The sequence below is a fragment of the Rickettsiella endosymbiont of Xylota segnis genome, from assembly GCF_964019545.1.
Lineage (GTDB): Bacteria > Pseudomonadota > Gammaproteobacteria > Diplorickettsiales > Diplorickettsiaceae > Aquirickettsiella.
The window spans coordinates 1,198,265-1,215,972 of record NZ_OZ026451.1 but is presented as its reverse complement, the minus strand read 5'-3'; the positions used below and the strand labels follow the sequence as shown (position 1 = coordinate 1,215,972).

The following is a 17,708-nucleotide window of genomic DNA, read 5'->3' as shown; positions in this document are numbered from 1 at the left end:
AGGTGATATGCCAGATATTTATTTTGAAAAAAATCCAGAAACTAATCGATTAAATGTAAGCATAAAAACTGAAAGATTGATGATGGAGTCCACTCTCTCCACCCATCTGTGTGATTATAAAAAACTGTTTATGAATCCAGAAAATATGCTTAAGGTAATGGATGGAAATCCTTGGGGTGAAGATAAAATTTGCGAACAACATAAGCAATGGGTTGCTAGGTGGGATACTGATAACCCTTTTAGTTCATTATTCATTTTTAAAAATGATACGGATGAGATGGTGGGACATGTGTTATTAGGTGACGGCGATCAACCCGGCTTTGCTGAGTTAGCGTATGTTTTTGATAAGAAATTCTGGGGACAAGGTTATGGTAAGGAAGTTATTCCTATTATAGTACAAGAATACGTACCCGAATTAGTTGATCGTGATTATAAGTTGATAGGAGAAAAATTTAAACGCATTGAAGCAACAGCTCGTCCAGATAATCCAGCGTCTATTAGTTTATTAAAAGCGGCGGGATTAAAAAAATTTTCTGAAAAGCCTAAATGGGGGCATCCTCGTCATTTTTTCTTTGTAAATACCATAGATTTAAAAGAAAAACCTACTGAATTTTTAAACGATAGTTCGAGTTTAGAAAATTGTCGTTTATGATCGATGTGAAAATCCACTATTTACGAATGTATTTTATTTTTATATTAATTATAAAAAATTTATTAGAGATTTTAAGAAAACTCTGGTTACTTTGATTTATCTAATCATCCTGCTGTTTATTTTTTTTAAATTGTTGTCATTATTATTCGCAAATAATAGCTAGTAAATTGACTTTTTATTAAAAATAAATTAATTTTATTTTATGTATAAAGTAATAATTTTAAAATTAAAAGGAAGTAAAAAGAATAATGAAATTAAAATCTCAGGATCGTCTTCATTCTGTTTCTAGCATAGAAAAAAAAATACGGGCTTTTTTAGAAAAAAATTCGATCAACATTCAACAATATTTTTTATTATCTCGTCATAAACGATCGAATGAGCAAAACTTAGAGGAGGCCACTGAGAAAGGTAAATATAATTATTGGTTAAGTCAAGAAGATATTGCCGATATTGCGCGCTTAGAATACGCTAATTTTCATAAGCCCAATAATGTTGAAGTTTCAGATTTTGAAATTGTTGGGTCTTTAGACCAATTAATTACGCAAATCGCTTCATTTCTAGTCAATGCAAAAAAAGTTAGTAGCGCACGACATACGATGGTCATTAATGTGGGTGCTATGCATTGGGTGACGTTGGTTTTTTCTTATCAGGATAGAGTGACTACGGCCTATTATGTAAACTCACTAGGATCTTCTCTGCAACCAGAATATCATCCGCTTTTTCAAGCATTCGAAGTAGAATTAATTGATTTCAGCCAATATTGTTCTCAACAGCAAACCGATGCTTATAATTGCGGTTTATGGGTTTTAGAAAACGCAGCCGATATCAATCAAATGTTAGATGAAAGGCTATCAGGGGATTGGTTGATTCAACAATTACAACGTCCTAGAAATACTGCATATTTCGCCGAAAGGCGACAATCACTTTCAGGATTGTTACGCACCGATGTTGAACGTTATCGTAGGAGAAGTGAGCAAGAACAATCCATAAGTGTAAAAAATCCTACTCAGTCGATTTCTGTGCGAAGACCTTTAGAATCTTCACCTATACAAGAGCCTTTGACAAAAAAAATAAAATTATTAAGCAAAGAAGAACAAGTCGCTATGTCTCTTGAACTATTCGTGCATAAATTTATGCTTAATTTTATCAAACGATTGAGTCTTTATCATATTACCGCTAAAGATCATAGAATTACTGAAGAAGCGTTTAAAGCAGAGTTAAAAACCGGCGCAACAGGCGCCTTAGTTGGGATAAGTACTGCTCAAAGTATCGTGGGTTCAATTCCTTCAATCGTTGCCTCGGTGCGGACCTTGAGTAGTCAGTTTTATCTTTCTAAAAGTAAGGCACAAAAAATTACCCGAATTTTTTCTACATTGACCGATGGTAGTTTAAATCAGTTGTTGTCTGAAGCAGGTGTGCAAATTTTTAAAAGTTACGAAAGCCAATTTATGCAAGTGACTGACAAAGCAGGCGATAAGATGGCAATAGAGAAATTAGCTGAAGATGCCGGCGCTCGAGCCCTAAATTACATTGCAGATAGCGGCGCGCCTGATCAACTGATTTCAATTGATTTAATAACACAAGGCGTAGTTTTAGGTAAATCAGACAAATTTTTTGATCCCAGTTTTAAAAATGTACGAATCCGTATTTCCGGTAATAGAGTCCAGGATAGATATGGTAAGAAAATAAATACGGCCAATCTATTCGAAAAAACTGGATTATTTCTCCCTGACACACAAAAGTCTCCTAAATTTTACCGATTAAGAAAAACTTTGGATAGTTCAAGTTATGGTTATCGACATCCTTTTAACTGGGAGATGGAAAATGGCGAGCTTATGCTTGAGTATCAAAATAAATACCTAGAAGAAACAATAGTAGAGCCCAAAACAGAAAATCAATTTCAATATTTCTCTCGAAGATATGACTATTTAGATTATCCTGAAACGTTGAGCATTAAGCAAACTGCGCAGAATATTTTACAAAAGATTAATGCTGTACCGGCTGAAATTAAATATGCGGAGTCCGTTAGCCCTAAAAAAAAGTCTATTATTTTTAACTTGAGAAATCCAGTAGAAAATTTTAGTGGCAGAAAAGAAGCGCTGATCCAACTACATAACTTACTCTCCGGTAAAAATATTGGTGTGGTAAGCCATTTATTAGCGAGTTTATCCTTAGATACAGCGACTAAATCCACACCCTTAAGACACTCTTTAGCATCGCTGAGTGGATTAGGTGGGATTGGCAAAACACAGGTAGCTTTGCGTTACGCTCAAGAGTATGCCGCTTTGTATGATAACAATGTGATTTGGATAAATGCCGAAACTAAGAATGATATCCTGCTATGTTTGCTTAAATTATCCGTCCAGTTGGATATTAATATTAAAGATAATTATGGGAACCAAAAAGATGTAGGTGAATTAATACATGAAATTTACACTTATTTTTCGGCAGAAAAAAGCTTATTTATATTTGACAATGTGGAAAATTATCAAGAATTTTCTGATTTTATTCCTAAAGTATTAAAGGGTAATACACCGACCTTATTAATAACATCACGTTATAGTAATTGGAAAAATATAGCTACGGTCCTATCAATTGATATCTTTACCGAACAAGAAGCAAAAGAATTTATAAAAAAAGAATTATCGATCAACAACGATCAACAAGATGGCAAGATAAAAGAACTAATTATTTTGTTACAAGGCCTACCTTTAGCTTTTCAACAAGCAGTTGCCTATATTGACGTGCAAAGAAATGTCAATAGTGACTATAGTATTAGTGATTATATAAACCAATATAAACTGATGTCTCATGAAGTTCTTAATTTTGATTTTTTTAACTTTAACAATGATCCTTACACCAAAACAGTGTTTGTTACTTGGAAAATTACGCTGGATAAAATCAAGCAAAATTCCTTAATAGGTGAAGAAGCGCTACAAATATTAAATATCATGGCCTACTTGCACCCTGACAGTATTGCTAATGCTTTATTTTTACCTTTAGAAAACTCTGAAAAATTGGCAAGTGCCATTCATTTATTACGCTCCTACTCGATGATTAACCAGCAAAATCAACCGGATATTTCAACTATCCATCGTTTAGTGCAACAGGTTGTTCGTATCAATCTTGAAAGAGATGTTAAGGCTTTTCAACGAGTTGCGGAACAAACTATCAAAATAACTGAAAATTTTTTTCAGAATAAAGATACAGAATTACACTATATCCATTTTTTATTGCATATGAGTCAGTACGATGAATTAGCTTTAGCGTTAAATCTAGGATTTACCCGAAGAAGAGTGCTGGATATATTAATTTATTCGAATTATGACGTTAATTTGAACAATATATATGATAATGCTCGATTGATTATGAATAAAGAAGCCTATTTTGAATTCATGGGCGAAAGTTTACATTATATTCTTAAACGTGGTTTATTATTTTATCTTTCCGAGACACTCAATTATCTCGAAAAAAACTTAGTTGAAGAAGTTATTACCCGACAGGATCTTAGCTCGATTATCGAATATCGTTATAAAATTGCCGTTAAATATAAGGGTCGATGGTTAATGCCGGGTTCCATCGAAAGAGCGAGACAACTGGGTGCATTACGCTTATTTTTTGAATTTGAACATAAATTATTTTCTCCAGATACAACAAGTTGTTCGCGACAAAGAAAAAAAAGAGCATTGGTGCTTTGTCCAAACAGAAAATTTTTTTCAACTCCTAAGCAGATTACTTCGCAAGAACTGATTCAGCGCTTACAACGTGTCGGGCGACTCGCAGAATTTGCCTCGACGAGTATGTTGTCTAAGGATATCTTATCGGACCTGCTGCAAGGTAAATTAAGCCGTGTGGCTATAAATTTTGGCTTAATCACCGGTAGCTTTTTATTAGGCGAAGTTTCTAATGTATTACTAACGCAAGGGGAAATATTAACAGCAACAGAAAAACAATTATTAGAAAAAAACTTGGCCTTGGATGGTAAGTTCGCTTTTAATATTTTATTTCATGCAGATGTTGTTCCATTGGGAAAAAGATTGTTTTTAGGAAATGCTATCAAAGTCGCCGCTCCCTTTATTGGACGTGGTATATCCATTTTTAGTAATTCCTATTTTTTATATAATGAAATACAGGCGTATCACCAGGGCGATTCAAAAGTGCTACCCGATTTAATTGCCAATGGTATGCTGCTAGGTTTGGATGGCTTGCAATCGGGTGTTAAAGCAGCGGAATATTTAGAACTCATTGAAGGTTTTTCTGATATTACTGGGCCTTTAGGTGAAGCCGCAAGTTTAGCTATCTGGATAGAGAGTGATTTGGCACGAGCAAAAAAACAAGAGCAATGGATTGATAAATATGTACATTTGGATACAGAAGAAAAATGGTGGGAACGCTTACGTGTATTTGCACATTTTGCGCCTTCCGCTTATCTTGAAACTGAGGCTTATAATAACCAGCTGGTTAAACTAGCTATTGCCTTTTTGAAAAATAACACGGATATTCAAACCTATATTTTTCCTGCGGCCTGTTCTGCTACGCAAGTCTATGCAAATAATGCTGTTTTTTTAAGAAATCAAATATCCATAAAATTAAGTAAAACGAATCCAGATCCACCTGATGAGGGAGAATTGTTTTGCTTTTCAGGTTTAAAGGAATCTGAGGCTTATATAGAAGCGGCTGAATGGTCTTATTTGGCTTATCCTGCTTTGCAATTCATTCATTTTGTAAAGGTTTATTATTGTAAAAATGCAATTGGTGTGAAATATATAAAAAACCGCACAGGAAACATTCAGTTAATTGCTTTAAGCGATGGCGATGATCAAGTGCTTGCTGCGCCAGATAAACCGAGTTTTATTCATGTGAGTAACGGAAATAAAAACTATGAAGGGGGTGATGAGGGTAGTTTTTATATTTTAGAAGGTGAAGCAATTACTGGAATGATTCAAGGTGGAAAAGGACTTAATATTGCCAAATTCCAAGAGATTTTTCTTAACGAACAATACTACATTCCATTAATGGATTATAACGGCCTAAGCTGCAGAAAAACCAAAAATTTTACGCACAACCTATGTGAAAAAGGTTTGAAGATACGACATATTCAAAAAATATTGGGTATAAAAAATCAAAAGGATATTTTTTTTATTACAGACAACAATATAAAGTACGTGGATGGTTTGGCAGGAAGAAATCATATCTTCCGCGACGAAATTTTCATAACCAATAAAACCGCGAATAATCTAGAGATAGAGTTAAGGCCCAATACGGTTATTCATTGTTTCGAAACATTTAATGAAGCAGTTACCATTCTGCATACATTACAAGCAAATCAAACCGGCGAAGTTTGGATGCATTTCGATTTTAATGGACCCATTCATCATCGAATTTATGTAGATTTTTCTTTAGAAGCACTTCATGACATCGTTACTTATCCGTATGCATTTACTTTTCATTTTTTACAAGAACAACAATCTTTTAATATAAGCTTGTGCTTTCCCTTACAGTCTATATTTAATCAATCACAATCAGAGATGCTAAATCACGTCTATTTTAGCTTGACAAATAATTTACAAATTAAATTTAATCCTCCCTATCTTTATATTCAAGAAAATAGTCATCGAAGCTTAGCGCAAAACATCCACTATTATTCTACAATTGCACAACGATTAAAAAAGACACTAAAAATTTATCTTGCGCAAAATGAGATGCTACACATTGATTATGGGAAACAAAAATTTCTTGCAAATGATGTATTAAAACGTAGCCATTTAATCGCGCAAGGCGATCAAGCGTTTTTCAGAATTGTCTCAGGTTCACAGTTGAATTTCCCGTTGCCAGAAGTAGTCATATACGATAGTAATGGGGGAGATGATTTTACCAAAACTTTAGATTTGACTGAGATTTGGCAACAGGCTAAACAGGCCTGTCCCGAAAACAATATTGTGCCGCGAATATTTCAACATGCACAAGACTTAATAATAAGTGTAGAAGTTAATTACTATCCCTTAGAAAAGACATGCGTTCGATTAGAAAGTACTTGGTCTGTTGCCAAAATAAAATTAAGCGCTGCCGGTGTTAATAATTGGTATCAACAGCTAGAAGTTATTTTACATAAAACATCTTTGGCCATTATAGCAAACGAAGAGGGAGATTGGCATTTTGAACGCTACCCATTAATTTTTAATCAAGATAAAGACATTATTGTTTTGATAGAAGAAAATTTAGTGCATGAGCGCGATGTTATTGTATTAAAACCAATCGGTTCCAAGCACTACCGTTTTTTCTGTCATAATAAAACTGACTTGATTTTTATGAATGATTGGGACAGCGTTACTCGATTATTTGATCCCACTCTAATTATCTATAGTCGTTTTTACCAAGATGAACAGATGAGATCGAAAGCCTTGTCCTCTAAACTAAGTTTTTTAGATCAGCAAATCATCTTGGAAACGCAAAAAGAACAAATTGATCAAGCGTATAAACATTGTGTTAATTTTTCTAATATTTCCTTGCATCAACTGCAGGAATATAAATATGCTAGCAGTAAAGAAAATAATGGTGGCATACAACGCTCAGACAGTTCTGTGCGGGTAAAGCGACAAATTGATACACAAAAAAAATTAGCAAAATTTATTTCTACGCCGTTATTTCGTGGTAAGGATCTATTTGCTAGTAATAAGTCGATTCATCCAGCAAATAGGCTTGATAAAATAAAAAAAACAACGACCAAGAAGTCTAATGTTAGTGTAAAAGTTGGCAAGAAACCGAATATTTCTTATCTGCATAGATATACGAAGCGCAAGGTTTATCAGTTAAAAAAACCAAATAAGCTACACTATATTCCTACCCATCCTATGAGCTTATTTAATCTTCCCGAACAGACTATCGGCTTTAATCCGGCCAAATCGATAGATTATTCTAGGCCATTGCATCAGCAAGATATTCAGCACCCAGTTAATTTTAATGATTCATTGACTAATCTGCCTAACCTGCTTTTATTCGGTGTTCTTCTGAATAAAAAAAGATTTCTCTCCAATTCAGTGAAAAATCAGCGACCATTCACGAATGATAGTCTCGATAAAATTCATGAAATAGAAGGAAGGGTCATGAAAGCATTGCAGAACCCGCCATTTTTTTAAGTCTAGAATGGTGACTTGCTAACAAAGCTTGGCTAGCCAAGCCCAAGCTAATATTTCTTGATTAGCAAGACGAGCATAATGTAGAATTGACTTGTTAGATGGCGCGGGGTGTCGGAAACGGCTGAGATTATGACCCGTTGAACTTGAACTGATTCATATCAGCGTAAGGATCGCCTTCAAAAAATGCATTCCCTATTTCTTATAGGGGTGTTTACCTTTTGCCATCTCCATTTTTTATTGATCAAATGAGAGGTTATGGCAATGTCAGCATTAAAATCCCGAGTTAGCTTGTTACTTAATTGGTACACCAATCCTTACCATGCGCCGATTATTGTCGCGCAGCAATTAGGGTTTTATGCGCAAGAAGATATTAAATTAGCGATACTCGAGCCCAACGATCCTAGCGATGTAACAGAATTAGTCGGTTTAGGTAGCGTTGATTTTGGCGTGAAAGCGATGATCCATACGGTCGCCGCTAGAGCGAAAGGCTATCCAGTCACGTCGATTGGTACACTGCTTGATGAACCACCCACCGGTTTAATTGCCTTAAAATCAAGTGGAATTCGAAACTTTCATGACATCGTTAACAAACGTGTAGGTTATATCGGCGAGTTTGGTAAGAAGATTATTGATAATCTAGCAGGGTTTGCAGGTATCGATCAAAAAAGCTATGAAACCGTACGTATAGGCATGAACGTTACTGATGCGATCTGTCGGAACATTATTGATACCGGTATTGGATTTATTAATTTTCAAAAAATTGAATTAGAACAATTACGCGGTGAAACCGTATTTTTGCGTATCGATCAACTTGCGGGTTTAGGTTGCTGCTGTTTTTGTTCGGTACAATTCATCGTTCCTGAGCAAACCTTACAAAAAACTGAATTAGTTCAATCTTTTCTTAAAGCCACACAACGTGGCGCGGCATTGACTACGGAACAACCTGAAGAAGCCTATGAATGTTTATGTCAAGCAAAACCACAATTACGTACGCCGCTTTATCATAAGATTTTTATGCATAGCTTGCCGTTTTTTTCCCGTACTTTATTAAACGTAGAACGAGATTGGGATAAAGTTGGCCGTTATACTAAACATTTAGATATTGTCGACGAACATTTTGCTGTAAGGGACTGTTATACCAATCAATTTTTACCCAAAGTTCCCTACTCGGAAATATCGGCCGTTGCGGATTGCCTGACCAGCGAATGATGATGCAAGCGGGTATTGTAGGAATGGGCATCATGGGTCGGTTGCTGGCATTGGCATTACACAATAGCGGCTGGCAAGTTACGCTTTTTGATGAGCATCAAGGGGATGGTAACTGCAGTTCGGCTGCGGCAGGCTTATTAGCGCCATTTTCTGAATGTGAAAAAGCCGATTCTGTAATTTTCCAGTTAGGACAAGAATCGGTTAAATCTTATTGGCCTACTATTCTTAAACAATTATCAGAACCTGTTTATTTCCAACAAGCTGGCTGTATCGTCGTTCATCATCCTCAAGACAAGCCTGAATGGCAGTATTTTTCTCGACGTATAAGTAATAAATTAGCAACAGATAATTATTTTCAGCTGTTATCTAAAGAAACCTTAACTCAACTTGAGCCGGAACTCAGTAAGTTTGAGACCGCCTATTATTTTCCTGATGAAGCACAAATAGATTGTCAGTCCGTTATGAACAGTCTAAAAGAATATTTGCAGGCACAAGCCATCTCATTTAGTTTCAACACATACGTTACATCTTTGCTATCTAGACAAATAATTACACAGAAAAAAACCTATAAATTTGATTACGTATTCGATTGTCGAGGGATGGGTGCGCGTACAATTTTTACCGATTTACGTGCAGTGCGTGGCGAATTAATCTACTTATATGCACCTAATGTGCAATTGCAGCGTCCGATTCGGTTTTTACATCCGCGTTATAGTTTATATATTATTCCAAGACCCGGAAATATTTATATTATTGGATCGAGCGAAATTGAAGTTGAAGATTATAGTGCCATCTCAGTTCGTACCAGTTTGGAATTAATGACAGCGGCTTATTATTTACATCCGGGTTTTGCTGAAGCACGGATTATTGAAACGAGAACGCATTGTCGGCCGACTTTAGCGTCGCATTTACCCTGTATAAAACACGAAGAAGGGCTAATAGCTGTGAATGGATTGTACCGTCATGGTTACTTGATCGCACCCACATTAGTGGAAGAAATTTTGTGTGGAATTAATCAACAGGATTTTCAATATCCAGAACTTTGGAAAGCTTATGATAAATGTTTTTCTTAATAATAAAAGCCATCGCATTGAAACTGAATCAAGTTTGTATGATTTTTTAATGCATAATAAGCAACTTAAAGATGATATGGCTGTGACCGTCAATAATACCTTAGTGGCACGTAGGGATTTTAACAATACTTTCTTAAAAACAAATGATTGTGTCGATATTTTGATACCCATGCAAGGAGGATAAGCATGTGGAATCTAGCGGGAAAAATTGTAGAAAGTAGATTACTCTTAGGGACTGCACACTATCCTTCATTGGCGATGATGACAGCGGCTATTCAAACTTCAGGCGCACAGATCATTACCTTATCTATTCAACGTCAAACAGCATTTAACTTGGGTGGAGAAGATTTTTGGCGAGCTATAAAAAAACTAAATTATTGCCTGTTACCGAATACAGCAGGATGTAGAAACGCTAATATGGCCATTAAAACAGCTCAGATAAGTCGAGAATTATTTAATACCTCCTGGATAAAATTAGAAGTTATCGGCGATGAATATAATTTACAAGCGGATCCTATCGAATTAATTAAAGCGGCAAAAATTTTAGTTGAGCAAGGTTTTGAGGTTTTTCCTTATTGCACGGATGATTTAGTTATCTGTCAAAAGCTCGTGGATGTGGGTTGTAACATTTTAATGCCTTGGGCAGCGCCTATCGGATCGGGCAAAGGCTTGTTAAATCCTTATGCCTTGGCCACCTTACGCAATCGACTACCCGATATTACATTGATTGTTGATGCCGGGATTGGTAAGCCTTCGGATGCTGTGCAAGTGATGGAATTAGGATTTGATGGTGTGCTACTGAATACCGCAGTGGCACTTGCACAGCAACCCATTGCCATGGCACAGGCATTTCGTCATGCCATTATCGCGGGACATGAGGCGTATACGGCAGGAATAATGCCGGAAAGAAATATCGCTCATCCCAGTACATCATTAATTGATACGCCATTTTGGCAGCAAGAGAATAAAGTATGAAACAAGCAAAGTTATTAATTATTAATTATTCAGACACGCCAGGGGATAGCGATACAGTTGATTTAGAAACACTGAAAAATCTTAATGTTCCAGCCGTAACCGTGATTAAGACAATAACAAAATATAACGATCCTAACATTACAGATTTTATCAACTTACTTCCTTTTGTCGATCTCCTTATCTGTAATTTGCTGGAAGTGGAGAAAATATTAGATATAACGCTGAATACTTATCAAGACATACAACAAGCTGCGCAGCGCTTGTTACAATGGGGAGCTAAAAGCGTATTAATCAAAGCAAGCGGTTTAAAAAAAGATTTCTTTTGTCAAGATTATTGGAGTAATCACAAAGAATCGTTTTGGATGGCTACGCCACGATTGCCAAAACAAACTATGGTGACGAAAGCTATTTTTTCTACTGCTATTGCCGCCTGTTTAGTGCGTAACTATTCGCTCAAGGATGCGATGGTTATTGCAAAAATGTATGTACAACGTGGATTACGTAATGCTTATACAGAAAATCAAACGCTAAAGTTTTTTCATAATGGATGGCCAGAAGAACAAATCGATCTTCCTTATATTTACCCAAAACCTTTATTGAAATTAACCCCTACTTTTAAGCCGTGTATCACAGGTTTATATCCTATCGTTGATAGCAGTCAATGGGTAGAAAGATTATTAAGGCAAGGTGTAAAGTGTATTCAATTACGTATTAAAGAAGCGAGCGAATTCTTTTTAGAACAAGAAATTAAGCGTAGCGTACTTCTCACAAAACATTATCAAGCAAAGCTATTTGTTAATGATTATTGGCAACTGGCTATTCGTTTGCAGGCAACAGGGGTGCATTTGGGTCAAGAAGATTTACATAACGCGGATATCGATGAGATTTATCATTCGGGTTTATATCTAGGCGTGAGTACCCATTGTTATTATGAAGTCGCACGCGCGCATGCCAATAATCCATCTTACATTGCTTGTGGGCCGATATATTTTACCAACAGTAAAGAAATGTTATTTCCACCGCAAGGCATTGAGCAATTAAAATGTTGGCGAAGAACACTTTCTTATCCATTGGTTGCGATTGGTGGGATTAACCTTGAACGTTTACCGGATATTGTAAAGTCCAAAGTGGCAGGGATTTCAGTTATCTCAGCAATTACACAAGCGCGTGATCCTTGTGTGGCAATTGAAAAATTTTTACACCAAATAAACCAGCCAAGATAATGTCTACTTTTCTTTCAGCAGATGAAATAATGCGTTATGCCCAACAAATTAAATTACCTGAAATTGGGCTGGATGGACAAAAGAAACTTAAAGAGGCACGCGTATTATGTGTAGGTCTCGGCGGATTGGGTTCACCTTTACTACTTTATTTGGCAGCAGCCGGTGTGGGAAAACTAGGAATAGTTGACCATGATAGGGTGGACTTAACTAATTTACACAGACAAATACTTTATCGCTCACAGGATTTGGGTCAAGCAAAAGCAAGTTCTGCTAGAGAGCAACTTTTAGCGCTTAATCCATCTATTGAAGTGAATTCCTATATAGAAAAACTAACTTACTACAATGCGGATCAGTTCATTAGTCAATACGATATAATTGCTGATGGTTCAGATAATTTTGCTACGCGTTATTTAATTCATGATACGTGTTTTAAGTTAAACAAACCTTATGTGTATGCGAGTGCAGGACAATTTCAAGGTTATTGTTCAGTATTTCATGCTAACCAAGAAAATCCTTGTTTGCGTTGCCTGTTTCCATCTGCCACTTCTCATACTAACGAGAATTGCGCAACGGATGGAGTAATAGGTATGTTACCCGGCTTGCTGGGAATTCTTCAAGCGTTAGAAATAATCAAATGGATAGTAAACATGGGTGCTGGCTTAGTAAAACATTTACTGATGGTCGATCTATTAACAATGTCATTTAAAAAGATTCATTTGCGCAAGAATCCTGATTGTCCATTATGTGTTTATGGCGAGCTTGTGCATGAGCCGATTCCTGCAATTGTCTGTGCTGAGGAATCAATAAACAATTATGCCATCTCTATCCAACAATTGATTCATTTATTACAAAAAAGTAATACCTGCTTGGTTGACGTACGTTCTGCAGAAGAACATAAGGAAAAAAATATCGGTGGTCAATTAATACCATTAGAAGAATTACCCCGTCGCTTAAACGAATTAAAGCGTACTCATACCATCATTTTATATTGCCTTTCTGGGAAGAGAAGTCTGTCAGGGATAAAAATATTGTTAGCAGCAGGATTTGTTTCGGTAAAATATCTAAAAAAAGGAGCAGCCGAATTTTTTTAATGATATCTACCTAAAACTAATTTTTATTGGATTTTCTTAATGTTTATCCCATAACCAATTTAAGAGCTTAGCAAGCATTATGCTCTGCAGCAAATAAAGTATTTTCTAGTAACATCGCCACTGTCATAGGGCCTACGCCGCCCGGGACGGGTGTAATATAAGCGGCGATTTCTTTAGCCGTGGAAAATTCGATATCGCCATGGAGTTTTCCATTAGGTGCACGCGTAATACCAATATCAATTACAATAGCTTTGGGTTTGATCCAAGCACTTTGAATAACGCCTGCTTTGCCGATGGCGCTGACTAATAGATCCGCCTGTTGAATGTGTTGTTGTAGATGGCGAGTGGCACTATGACAGAGCGTGATGGTACAGCCCGCATTTAAAAGCTCGAAGGCCATAGGCTTGCCTACGATATTCGACGTGCCAACAATGACGGCATTTAATCCTTTTAAAGAAATTTTTTCATAGTCTAATAAACGCATTACTCCATAAGGTGTGCAAGGGCGCAAAAAAGGACGACCCTGAGCTAATAGACCTAAATTCCTCGGATGAAAACCATCAACATCTTTTTTTGGATCGATACTTTCTATAATATGTGCGGTATTAATCAATGGCGGAAGGGGTAGTTGGATCAATACACCGTGTACCTTGGGGTCGACATTCAATTTTCGAATCAATGTGAGTAATTTATTCTCAGTAATAGACTTGGGTAAATCAAAGGCAAGGGAATTTATGCCAACATCTCGACAAGCATCGCGTTTATTACGTACATAGATTTGCGAAGCGACATCTTCACCGACTAAAATCACAGCCAAGCCAGGAGTAATTAGGTCTTTTTTGCGCCGTTCTTCCAGTCGACGTTTAAGTTCTAAACGTATTTGTTGAGCAATCGCTTTGCCATCGATGATATTTACCGTCATAATTACTTTTACTTTACCGTTTTAAAAAAGAGCAATCTAGGCATTATATGTTAGATCCCAAGTATTTACGTAACGATATTCAAATTGAAGAAATCTCTAAGCAACTTGCTAATCGAGGCTATCAACTCGATACACGCCTAGTATCGCGTTTAGAAGCTCGCCGCAAAGAACTACAATCTGAAACTGAAACTTTGCAAAACACCAGTAATCGCAGTGCAAAAACGATAGGCTTAGCCAAGTCGAAAGGGGAATCAATTACTGCCTTATTAGAAGAAGTTGCAGGCTTAAAAAAACAACGCGAAACGTGTGAGAGTCAACTCAAAGATATACTCGCTGAGTTGTCGGCTATTTATTTGACTATTCCAAACTTGCCTCACGCAAGCGTACCGCTAGGACAAGATGAGTCGCAAAATAAGACATTACGTCATTGGGGAAAAGTACCTAACTTTGATTTTGATGTAAAAGATCATGTCGCATTAGGCGAAGCAAACGGCTTAATGGATTTTGCTAGCGCAACGAAAATTGCTGGATCGCGTTTTGTCGTTTTGTATGGTCGTTTGGCAAGATTGCAACGCGCGCTGATACAATTTATGTTAGATGTGCATACCAAAGAACATGCCTATCAAGAAGTTTATGTACCGTATATTGCCAATACTGAAAGCTTGATCGGTACGGGTCAATTACCTGGTTTTGCTGAAGATTTATTTAGCTTAAAAGGTGAGCACAATTTTTATTTAATACCAACAGCAGAAGTATCGGTTACCAATATTGCCCGAGATACTATTTACACTGCGACGGATTTACCTAAAAAATATGTGGCTTATACGCCTTGTTTTCGTAGCGAAGCCGGTTCTTATGGTAAAGATACGCGCGGTATGATCCGTCAGCATCAATTTGAAAAAGTTGAACTGATCCGCTTTGTCGAACCTAAAAATTCGTATCAAGCCTTAGAAGAACTAACACAGGATGCAGAGTCTATACTGCAAAAATTAGAATTACCTTACCGTGTCGTTGCTTTGTGTACGGGTGATTTGGGTTTTAGTTCAGCAAAAACCTACGATCTCGAAGTGTGGTTGCCTAGCCAAAATACTTATCGTGAAATTTCGTCGTGCAGTAATTTTGAATCTTTTCAAGCGCGACGTTTAGCTGCTCGGTGGCGCAATCCAGAAAACGCTAAAATTGAATTGATACATACGATTAATGGTTCTGGTTTGGCTGTGGGTCGGACCTTAGTGGCTTTGATGGAAAATTATCAAACTAAACAAGGCAAAATACGCATACCAGAAGCGTTAAAAAATTATATTCAAGAAGATTTCATTTAAATTGAATGTCTATGCAAGAAGACAGTAAACAGCCATCCGGTATTACCTTAAGAGTCATTGTCTTAGGAATTTTTTTATCGATAGTGTTGGCCGCATCGAGTACTTATCTCGCCTTAAAAGTTGGAATTTTACCTTCAGCATCCATACCTGCTGCTATATTGGCAATGGCCATACTGCGTTTATTCCGTGACGGAACTATTTTTGAAGCGAATCTGATTCAGACCGCGGCATCTGCCGGTGAAGCGGTGGCCGGAGGCATCGTATTTACTATTCCAGCTTTAGTCATCATCGGTTATTGGCATTATTTTCCTTATTTTGCAAATTGTGCGATTGCTTTATTAGGAGGTTTATTAGGTATTTTGTTTTCGATTCCACTACGTAAAATTTTAATCAATACGCCGCAACTCTATTTTCCAGAAGCGCGTGCGATATCTGAAGTGTTAAAGTTAAGTCAAAAACAAACATTTCATATTAATAAAATGCTCATAGGTACTGGTTTGGGCGCAGGTTTGGAGTTCGCGCAGACAGGTTTAAAAGTTATTGCGGTATCCACTGAAAAATGGCTGGTATTCGGGAAATCTAACATCATCGGTTTTGGTTTAGGGTTTGCACCGGCTTTAATTGGTGTAGGTTATTTAATTGGTTGCAATGTGGGTCTTAGTTTGTTGTTAGGGGCGGTTATTGCTTGGTGTATTAGCTTACCTCTATTAAGTTATTTTGCACCGGTAGGTAAAACTTTGATTGTGGCAAAAAGTTTAACGGTTTACGCCATCGACATTCATTATATTGGTTTAGGTGCAATGTTAGCCGCTGGCTTATGGACTTTATTACATTTATTACGTCCTTTTTATATCAGCTTGCGTATTTCACTACAAGGATTGTTTCAACCGTTAAAAAAGATTTCACCCAGCGAGCAAGACATACCTTTAAATTATTTACTCGCCGGTTTAGGTATAGTTATTCTGAGTATCTATTTTTTATTCGATTATTTATTGCCAATTCATAGCTTAATGTTTGCATTTCCACAATTATTTATGATTGGCGCAGTAGTGTATGTGTTACTTATAGGATTTGTGTTTGCTGCACTATGTGGTTATTTTTCCGGTTTGGTAGGCGTAACAGCGAGTCCCGGTTCTGCCATAGTCATTTCAGGTTTATTATTCATGGCATTAATTTTACGCGGCTTGTTGTTTTTTAAAAGCCACGGATTGTTAAGTTCACAATTATTGAATGCTGCGGCTATAACGATCATTATCGGCGCAGTGGTTGCTGGTACAGCCTGTATTGCAAATGATAATATTCAAGATTTGAAAGTAGGCCATTTAATTGGAGCTATTCCTAGTCAGCAACAGATTATGCTAATACTTGGTGTTGTCATTGCTGCTTTAGTTATTCCTTATGTGATGCAATTACTTTTTAGTGTGTATGGGCTAACAACAGTATTACCGCACGCCGGTATGGATCCGCAGCAAACTTTATCTGCTCCACCTGCCGCCATGATGGCAGGATTAACGCAAGGAGTATTTAATCATGATCTGCCTTGGAATAGCTTAGCAGTCGGTGGAATTATCATGCTGGTATTAATCGCTATAAATAAACTTGGTAAAATTAATATTTCCTTGTTAGGTGTAGGGATGGGGATTTATTTACCTTTAAGCTCTTCCACTCCCTTATTTATCGGAAGTTTGCTTGCTTATGGCGTTAAATTGTATTTGCAAAAAAAAGGCCAAGCATCGCCAATAGATTTTCAACAACACGATGCTGTTTTGCTCAGTTGTGGTTTAGTCGCAGGCGCAGCATTGATGGATGTGTTACTTGCCATACCTTTATCAATTACTGGTGATTCTCGTTTATTTGCAATCTTGCCCATGAATTGGCAAGCGTTCGCTACGATGCTTGGTTTTTTAAGTTTATTGGGTTTAGCAGCGAGTTTCTATTGGGCCGTTCGTCTAAAAAAATAGCTCTCGGCTAATCAACCCTATAAAAGACTAATTATCTATTATTGCCTAGGCATTATTTAAGCTAAGAAACCAAATCTAATTGATAATGATTATCATTACTATTGAAGTTCCCTATAATGATTGATACACTTCTAGCCAGAATAA

General features: G+C 36.7%; 11 protein-coding genes and 1 riboswitch. Of the genes, 10 read left to right on the top strand and 1 reads right to left on the bottom strand.

What is annotated here, in order from left to right:
• Positions 1-7 precede the first annotated feature (7 nt).
• The 8 genes from AACL18_RS05520 (at position 8) to moeB (ending at position 13,359) form a co-directional block, all read left to right on the top strand.
• On the top strand, positions 8-652 hold the full coding sequence (locus AACL18_RS05520; protein ID WP_339049820.1) for a GNAT family N-acetyltransferase: 645 nt from the start codon (positions 8-10) through the stop codon (positions 650-652).
• Positions 653-900: 248 nt separating this feature from the next.
• A complete protein-coding gene (locus AACL18_RS05515) occupies positions 901-7,788 on the top strand; it encodes an NB-ARC domain-containing protein (RefSeq protein ID WP_339049819.1) in 6,888 nt (2,295 codons plus the stop codon).
• Between the two features lie 94 nt (positions 7,789-7,882).
• Positions 7,883-7,976: riboswitch (TPP riboswitch) on the top strand.
• A gap of 73 nt (positions 7,977-8,049) precedes the next feature.
• Entirely contained in the window at positions 8,050-8,997 is a 948-nt protein-coding gene (locus AACL18_RS05510) for an ABC transporter substrate-binding protein (RefSeq protein WP_339049817.1), read from the top strand.
• Between the two features lie 2 nt (positions 8,998-8,999).
• Positions 9,000-10,070 (top strand): FAD-dependent oxidoreductase, encoded by a 1,071-nt coding sequence (locus AACL18_RS05505; protein ID WP_339051618.1) that lies wholly within the window; start codon positions 9,000-9,002, stop codon positions 10,068-10,070.
• Positions 10,051-10,254: a sulfur carrier protein ThiS gene (gene thiS, locus AACL18_RS05500; protein WP_339049816.1), complete on the top strand. Its 204-nt coding sequence runs from the start codon at positions 10,051-10,053 to the stop codon at positions 10,252-10,254. Before AACL18_RS05505 ends, thiS begins: the two co-directional genes overlap by 20 nt.
• A gap of 2 nt (positions 10,255-10,256) precedes the next feature.
• Positions 10,257-11,045 carry a thiazole synthase gene (locus AACL18_RS05495; protein WP_339049815.1) on the top strand — a complete coding sequence of 263 codons (789 nt, stop codon included), beginning with the start codon at positions 10,257-10,259 and terminating at the stop codon, positions 11,043-11,045.
• Positions 11,042-12,268 (top strand): thiamine phosphate synthase, encoded by a 1,227-nt coding sequence (gene thiE, locus AACL18_RS05490; RefSeq protein ID WP_339049814.1) that lies wholly within the window; start codon positions 11,042-11,044, stop codon positions 12,266-12,268. Before AACL18_RS05495 ends, thiE begins: the two co-directional genes overlap by 4 nt.
• Positions 12,268-13,359 carry a molybdopterin-synthase adenylyltransferase MoeB gene (moeB, locus tag AACL18_RS05485; protein ID WP_422395877.1) on the top strand — a complete coding sequence of 364 codons (1,092 nt, stop codon included), beginning with the start codon at positions 12,268-12,270 and terminating at the stop codon, positions 13,357-13,359. The genes thiE and moeB overlap by 1 nt, the downstream gene beginning before the upstream one ends.
• A 67-nt stretch (positions 13,360-13,426) precedes the next feature.
• Here moeB and folD read toward each other — a convergent pair whose 3' ends face one another.
• Positions 13,427-14,281: a bifunctional methylenetetrahydrofolate dehydrogenase/methenyltetrahydrofolate cyclohydrolase FolD gene (folD, locus tag AACL18_RS05480; RefSeq protein ID WP_339049813.1), complete on the bottom strand. Its 855-nt coding sequence runs from the start codon at positions 14,279-14,281 to the stop codon at positions 13,427-13,429.
• Positions 14,282-14,328: 47 nt separating this feature from the next.
• Between folD and serS the strand changes: the two genes are divergently transcribed.
• Both serS and AACL18_RS05470 read left to right on the top strand, forming a co-directional pair.
• Positions 14,329-15,603, top strand: a complete 1,275-nt coding sequence (gene serS / locus AACL18_RS05475; RefSeq protein WP_339049812.1) for a serine--tRNA ligase — start codon at positions 14,329-14,331, stop codon at positions 15,601-15,603.
• 11 nt (positions 15,604-15,614) lie between these two features.
• Positions 15,615-17,564, top strand: a complete 1,950-nt coding sequence (locus tag AACL18_RS05470) for an OPT family oligopeptide transporter (protein WP_339049811.1) — start codon at positions 15,615-15,617, stop codon at positions 17,562-17,564.
• Positions 17,565-17,708 lie beyond the last annotated feature (144 nt).